Genomic DNA, 5,791 nt, shown 5'->3' with positions numbered 1-5,791 from the left:
TCAGTTTGAAGCTGGTCTGGCACAACCTTATGAAGCAGTTCAACCTATCTTAAACTTACATACATTAATTGGTTGGTCTCTCTCAGGAATCATCGCTGCTCTCACTGGTTGGCGTTATGTGATTCGCTCTAACAATACAGAAAAATTGCCGATGCCATATCTGGGATTAGGATTTTTGCTAGTAGTTGTAGTTTGCTTTCAAGTCTATCTTGGAGATGAACTAGTTTGGGTGTATGGATTACACACAGTCCCAGTAGTGGAAGCAATAAAGGAGGGAATTTTACAATGAACCCGGAATTAATAGATAGTTTGAGTGCGCAAGTTGGGGCGAATGGTCTTCCCTACGCCATCCCTATTCATCCGAATTTAGTTCATCTGACCCTAGGTCTATTTATTATGGGGATTGCTTTTGATATTGTTGGCATATTATTCCCTCTACAAAAACCATTCCTGAAAATTTTAGCGATATCCGCTACTCGTTCCAACTTTTTTGATGTAGGTTGGTACAATATGCTAGCTTCATCAATTATTACATTTTTCACTGTAGCAGCAGGATTTTATGAAATTATGTTGGCAACACCATCTCCCGAACTCAAAAGTGTCTGGGGGTTAGGAGCAATGGATACGATGGTATGGCATGGGGTTGGTGGCGTGTTACTATTAGCGATGATTGTGGGAATGACGATTTGGAGAGGATTTCAACGTTATATCTGGTCTGAGGATAAACTTCTACAAGTGCAATGGAGTTATTTAGCAGTTGGTTTATTCATCATGTTTATTATGTACGTTCATGGTACTTTGGGCGCACAGTTAGCTGCAGAATTTGGAGTACACAATACTGCTGATGCTTTGCTAGAATTAGGTAAAGACCCTAATGTTGTCCTGAAATAATTTTAGTAATATCATGTCCGGATGAACAGTTATAAATAATTAGGGAGGAGTCAGGAGGTGGGGACGTTGCATGCAACGTCCGTACGGAGTCAGGAGGGAGTTTGAAGGTATTATAAGGAGAAATTTTTTGATCGCTAATTAAGCGGACATGATATAAGTTCCTTCTGTTCCCTATTCCTTGTTCCCTATTCCCTATTCCCTATTCCCTATTCCCTATTCCCTATCTCAATATTGATATGAAAATCCGCACTATTTTAACCTTGGGAGCGATCGCTCTGGTTTTAGCTGCTGTTAGTTATTGGATCGGGCAACTATCTTACTCATGGTTGCCAGTTCAAGCTGCAGCAGAATCTATATTAATTGATGAGTTATTTAGTTTTCTGGTAACTCTTGGTAGTTTCATATTTTTAGGCGTAACTGGAACTATAATGTATTCGGTTATTTTCCAACGCGCTGCCAAATATGACTATAGCGACGGACCCCACATTGAAGGTAATGTTACCTTAGAAGTTGTTTGGACAGCAATACCAATTTTTCTAGTATTTTGGATTGCTGCTTACAGCTACAATGTATATGAAAAAATGGCAATTCAGGGACCGATGGAATTAGTGCATTTGCATACACCATTAGAAATGGAATCAGCTTATGCAGATCCACTGGAACCTGTTACTGAACCTGTTGAAGAAATCCAAGTCTATGCCAAACAGTGGTCTTGGGTATTTCGCTATCCAGAAAATGGGGTGACTAGCACTGAACTGCATTTACCTGTAAATCGGCGCGTGCGGGTAGCATTAAATTCAGAAGATGTGCTGCATGGATTTTATATTCCTGCGTTTCGACTGAAGCAGGATATTATTCCTAAGCACCCAATAGATTTTGAATTTACTCCCATCAGGGTTGGCAAATATAGTCTGACTGATTCTCAATATAGTGGTACTTATTTTGCCACAATGGCAGCAGATGTAGTTGTTGAATCTCCGCAAGATTACAAAAATTGGTTAGCAAAAGCAGCAAATACCAAACTATCTCCAGCAAAAAATCAGGCACAGACTGAATATATTCAAAAATTAGAAGCTCCAGTAAAACCAGGTTGGCCTTCAGTTATACCTGCTGCACCTCCTATTGTTAATTATCATAAGAGTTAGGGAGTAGGGAGTAGGGAGTAGGGAGCTAGAATATAAATGTCAATGGTACAGTTGTGAGTTAGTAGTAGTTGACAGATTTTTTCCATCATCAAAAACTTGCTCGAATTGTGGTCATGTTCAAGATATGCCGTTAAATGTGAGAACTTATGACTGCCCCGATTGTGGGATATCTATAGACCGCGTATGAGATGCAAGTATTAATTTAAGAAATGCGGTCGGCTTGACTGTGAATGCCTGTGGATGAGTAACCGCCGACGGCCTTAGGGACGTTGCATGCAACGTCCGTACAGCAGGAAGTAAACCTCAAATTGTCACGTTATGTGACGCTTTGTATCAGTTTTATAGAGCAGTTTATGTAGGTTGGGTTGAGGAACCGTAGCTTGCTTCCCGCAGGGTAATCCAACATTAGATTTGTCACTAATATAGATGGAAAAAATCTATAAAACCTAGACAGAATAATTATTTCAATTATTGCAGAGGTTTTCCAGATTTTTTTTGACGTTAAACACGACAAGTCTATTAGACATCTCCAACAAGAAAAAATAAAATAAATTATTTCCCCCTATTCCCTATTTTCTGGAGAAGTATATTATGTATGAGCTTTGTTGGGTTGCGCTATCGCTTAACCCAACCTACAACTATTACAACTACAGCAGTTTTTAATCAAAGGAAAAAAAAATTCTATGAAAGAAATAACAATCGAAGGCGTCAGTGATGCCATAGAAAAACCAGAACACGAACAACCGCCCAACTGGCGACGATACTTCAGTTTCAGCACCGACCATAAAGTTATCGGTATCCAATACCTAGTCACTTCTTTTATATTCTTTCTAGTCGGTGGAATATTCGCAATGGTGATTCGGGGAGAATTAATGACACCAGAATCAGACCTTGTAGACCGCACCATTTACAACGGAATGTTCACAATGCACGGCACAGTCATGCTCTTTTTGTGGACGTTCCCATCTTTAGTTGGTCTGGCAAACTATCTCGTACCCATAATGATCGGAGCGCGAGACATGGCATTCCCTCGTTTGAATGCTGCTGCCTTCTGGATGGTGCCAGTCGTAGGCATTCTAATGATGGGTAGTTTCTTTGCTCCTGGTGGACCTGCTCAAGCAGGTTGGTGGTCATATCCTCCTGTAAGTATCCAAAATCCTACGGGTAGCGTAATTAACGGTCAGGTAATATGGATTCTTGCTGTTGCTATTTCCGGGGTTTCCTCAATTATGGGAGCAGTTAACTTTGTGACGACTATTGTGAGAATGCGATCGCCAGGGATGACTTATTTCCGAATGCCAGCTTTTGTTTGGACGGTATTTGCAGCTCAAATTATTCAATTATTCGGACTGCCAGCACTAACAGCAGGTGCGGTGATGTTGTTATTTGACATTACAATAGGAACGGGATTTTTTAATCCTGCTAACGGAGGCAACCCAGTTTTATTCCAACACTTTTTCTGGTTTTATTCCCACCCTGCGGTTTACGTTATTATCCTACCTATTTTTGGTATTTTTTCGGAAATCTTCCCAGTATACAGTCGCAAACCATTATTTGGTTACAAAGTGGTAGTAATTTCATCCATGATTATTGCTGGAGTCAGTGGTTTGGTTTGGGTACACCATATGTATGCGAGTGGTACACCTCCCTGGATGCGGATGGTTTTCATGTTGTCAACCATGTGCGTTTCTGTACCAACTGGTATTAAAGTATTTGCCTGGGTAGCGACTATTTGGGGAGGGAAAATTCGCCTGAATACTCCCATGTTATTTTCCTTGGGTGGGTTAGTAATGTTTGTATTTGCTGGTATTACTGGCATTATGCTTTCTGCTGTTCCCGTAGATATTCACGTTAACAATACCTATTTTGTGGTTGGTCATTTTCATTATGTTCTCTATGGCACCGTGACCATGGGAATGTATTCTGCCATTTACCATTGGTTCCCCAAGATGACTGGGAAAATGTATTATGAAGGTTTAGGACAATTACATTTTTGGTTGTCATTCATCGGTACTAATCTCAACTTTTTACCAATGCACCCGTTAGGTTTACAAGGAATGTTGCGCCGAGTTTCTTCTTATGCACCCGAATATGAATTCTGGAATTTGGTAGCGAGTCTGGGAGCATTTTTGTTGGGAATGTCTACTTTGCCCTTCATTTTAAATATGGTTAGTTCCTGGATACAAGGTAAACAAGCACCTGCTAACCCTTGGCGAGCAATAGGTTTAGAATGGATGATTTCTTCTCCACCAGATGTAGAGAATTTTGAGGAACTTCCTATAATTATTTCTGAACCTTATGGTTATGGTAAGTCGGAACCTTTGACCTCTAACGATCCAAATGTTCATAGTGCAGAAGTTCCCCAACCTGTGAATTAGATTATTGTAGGGGTTTGGTCTCCAAACCCTCCATCGTTAATAGCAGTAGGTTGGGTTAAGCGTATCTCGCAACCCAACAAAATAAAATATCTGTCTGTAATATGTGTCTGTTGGGTTTCGTACCTCAACCCAACCTACGACTAATAGTCATACATAGTTAACAGTTATCAGGAGTAGTAGCGTGTCTAGGCTAAATTTGTGGGTAGAAAACCTAACCCCCCAACCCCCTTCCCTAGTAGGGAAGGGGGAGAAGACTTCGCCCCTCTCCTTGCAGGAGAGGGGTTGGGGGAGAGGTCTTCATTGACTCGCTTTTTACCCATATTTTAAAGCTAGACGTCCTAGTAGGTTCGGTTAAGCGTATCTCGCAACCCAACAAAAATATCTGTCTGTAATATAGCAGTAGTCAGTGCGGTTACGGCATTCTCGCTCCTCTCAAATTTAGTCACAGTAAGAATTTAACTTCTAACTTCTAACTTCTAACTTCTAACTTCTGACTTCTGACTTCAACTGGTTGGGTTTCGTACCTCAACCCAACCTACGCTAACTAGAAGTGATATAAATTAAAGGATAATTTTAATATGGATAGTGTAGTCAATTCAGAACAAGTGCAGGAACCTTTGCACTCAGCAGTTGCCGAACATACTCACGACGAAGAAGGGAATAGTATGTTTGGGTTTATCGTTTTCCTACTTTCGGAAAGCATCATTTTCCTCAGTTTCTTTGCTGGATATATTATTTACAAAACCACAGCTACCGACTGGTTACCAGAAGGTGTTTCTGGTTTGGAAGTTAGAGAACCTGCTATTAATACAGTGATTTTGGTTTCCAGTAGTTTTGTTATCTATTTCGCAGAAAAAGCTTTAGAACGTCACGACCTCAAATGGTTTCGCATATTTCTGTTTGCCACAATGGCAATGGGAACCTATTTTGTAGTAGGTCAAGGAATTGAATGGAATAGTTTAGAGTTTGGTTTCACCACAGGAGTATTCGGTGGAACTTTCTATTTGTTGACAGGTTTTCACGGTCTGCACGTTATCACAGGTATTTTGTTACAAGGAATTATGTTAGGTCGTTCTTTTATTCCTGGCAACTATGACAACGGTCACTTTGGTATTAATGCTACTTCTTTATTTTGGCATTTCGTTGACGTAATTTGGATTATTTTGTTTATCCTTATCTATATTTGGCAGTGAAATAATTAAGAATTCAGGAGTCAGGAGTCAGGAGTCAGAATAAATTTGTTTGTCTAAAAGAAAACATAATTCGGAGCCAAAACGGGAGCAAGATGCTCCCACTACCCAAAAATTGAATATTAATGACTCCTAATATGATGTGATGTCTGGATAAACATTAACTATAAAGTCATTGCGACGGTCA

At 40.1% G+C, this 5,791-nt stretch carries 5 protein-coding genes and 1 pseudogene; all 6 read left to right on the top strand.

The window, feature by feature from the left end:
* Positions 1-289: DUF2231 domain-containing protein (locus F6K22_RS29210; protein WP_293106174.1), on the top strand; the 289-nt coding region annotated here is incomplete at its 5' end.
* On the top strand, positions 286-891 hold the full coding sequence (locus F6K22_RS29205; protein ID WP_293106172.1) for a DUF2231 domain-containing protein: 606 nt from the start codon (positions 286-288) through the stop codon (positions 889-891). The genes F6K22_RS29210 and F6K22_RS29205, both read left to right, overlap by 4 nt.
* A 236-nt stretch (positions 892-1,127) precedes the next feature.
* A complete protein-coding gene (locus tag F6K22_RS29200) occupies positions 1,128-2,036 on the top strand; it encodes a cytochrome c oxidase subunit II (RefSeq protein WP_293106169.1) in 909 nt (302 codons plus the stop codon).
* Positions 2,037-2,070: 34 nt separating this feature from the next.
* Positions 2,071-2,223 (top strand): annotated as a pseudogene (locus F6K22_RS29195) (zinc ribbon domain-containing protein); the annotation flags it as partial.
* 496 nt (positions 2,224-2,719) lie between these two features.
* Complete coding sequence (gene ctaD, locus F6K22_RS29190) at positions 2,720-4,414, top strand: cytochrome c oxidase subunit I (RefSeq protein ID WP_293106166.1); 1,695 nt, start codon at positions 2,720-2,722, stop codon at positions 4,412-4,414.
* A 578-nt stretch (positions 4,415-4,992) separates the two neighbouring features.
* Positions 4,993-5,607, top strand: a complete 615-nt coding sequence (locus F6K22_RS29185; protein ID WP_293106162.1) for a cytochrome c oxidase subunit 3 — start codon at positions 4,993-4,995, stop codon at positions 5,605-5,607.
* Positions 5,608-5,791: the final 184 nt, after the last annotated feature.

The sequence above is a fragment of the Okeania sp. SIO2F4 genome, assembly GCF_010672385.1.
GTDB lineage: Bacteria > Cyanobacteriota > Cyanobacteriia > Cyanobacteriales > Microcoleaceae > Trichodesmium.
The sequence above is the reverse complement of the archived record's forward strand: the minus strand, read 5'-3'. Positions and strand labels throughout refer to the sequence as shown.

Excerpts from the sequence above, each read along its gene's own strand:
- F6K22_RS29200 (WP_293106169.1), top strand. The coding sequence starts at position 1,128 with ATGAAAATCCGCACTATTTTAACCTTGGGAGCGATCGCTCTGGTTTTA.
- ctaD (WP_293106166.1), top strand. The coding sequence starts at position 2,720 with ATGAAAGAAATAACAATCGAAGGCGTCAGTGATGCCATAGAAAAACCA.
- F6K22_RS29205 (WP_293106172.1), top strand. The coding sequence starts at position 286 with ATGAACCCGGAATTAATAGATAGTTTGAGTGCGCAAGTTGGGGCGAAT.
- F6K22_RS29185 (WP_293106162.1), top strand. The coding sequence starts at position 4,993 with ATGGATAGTGTAGTCAATTCAGAACAAGTGCAGGAACCTTTGCACTCA.